This is a genomic window from Chryseobacterium sp. CH25 (genome assembly GCF_004119455.1).
In the GTDB taxonomy this organism is placed as follows: domain Bacteria; phylum Bacteroidota; class Bacteroidia; order Flavobacteriales; family Weeksellaceae; genus Chryseobacterium.
This window is the reverse complement of sequence record NZ_NRQT01000232.1, coordinates 1-205: the sequence shown is the minus strand read 5'-3', so window position 1 is coordinate 205 and position 205 is coordinate 1. Positions and strand designations below refer to the sequence as shown.

General features: G+C 42.0%; 1 protein-coding gene. It reads right to left on the bottom strand.

The genetic code is table 11. The annotated features are described in order from the left end of the window. Nucleotides 1-90 precede the first annotated feature (90 nt). The gene (locus tag BOQ64_RS24400) at nucleotides 91-168 is read right to left on the bottom strand and encodes a DUF6443 domain-containing protein (protein WP_262708793.1); all 78 of its coding nucleotides are present in this window, start codon (nucleotides 166-168) and stop codon (nucleotides 91-93) included. Nucleotides 169-205: the final 37 nt, after the last annotated feature.

The following is a 205-nucleotide window of genomic DNA, read 5'->3' as shown; positions in this document are numbered from 1 at the left end:
AGTTTTCCAATATTTTCTCGGAATAGATCTTTTCAGACCCATAAGGGGTATTGATGGCATTACCTAACGGATTGGGAACAATAGCTCCATTCAGCGTTCTGATTGGGGAACGGGTAGATAATCTTTAACCTGTCTTCCGAACGGATCATATTCAATGTGAGTGACCACATCTTTTCCCTGAGGGGATGCTTTTACATTAACCACC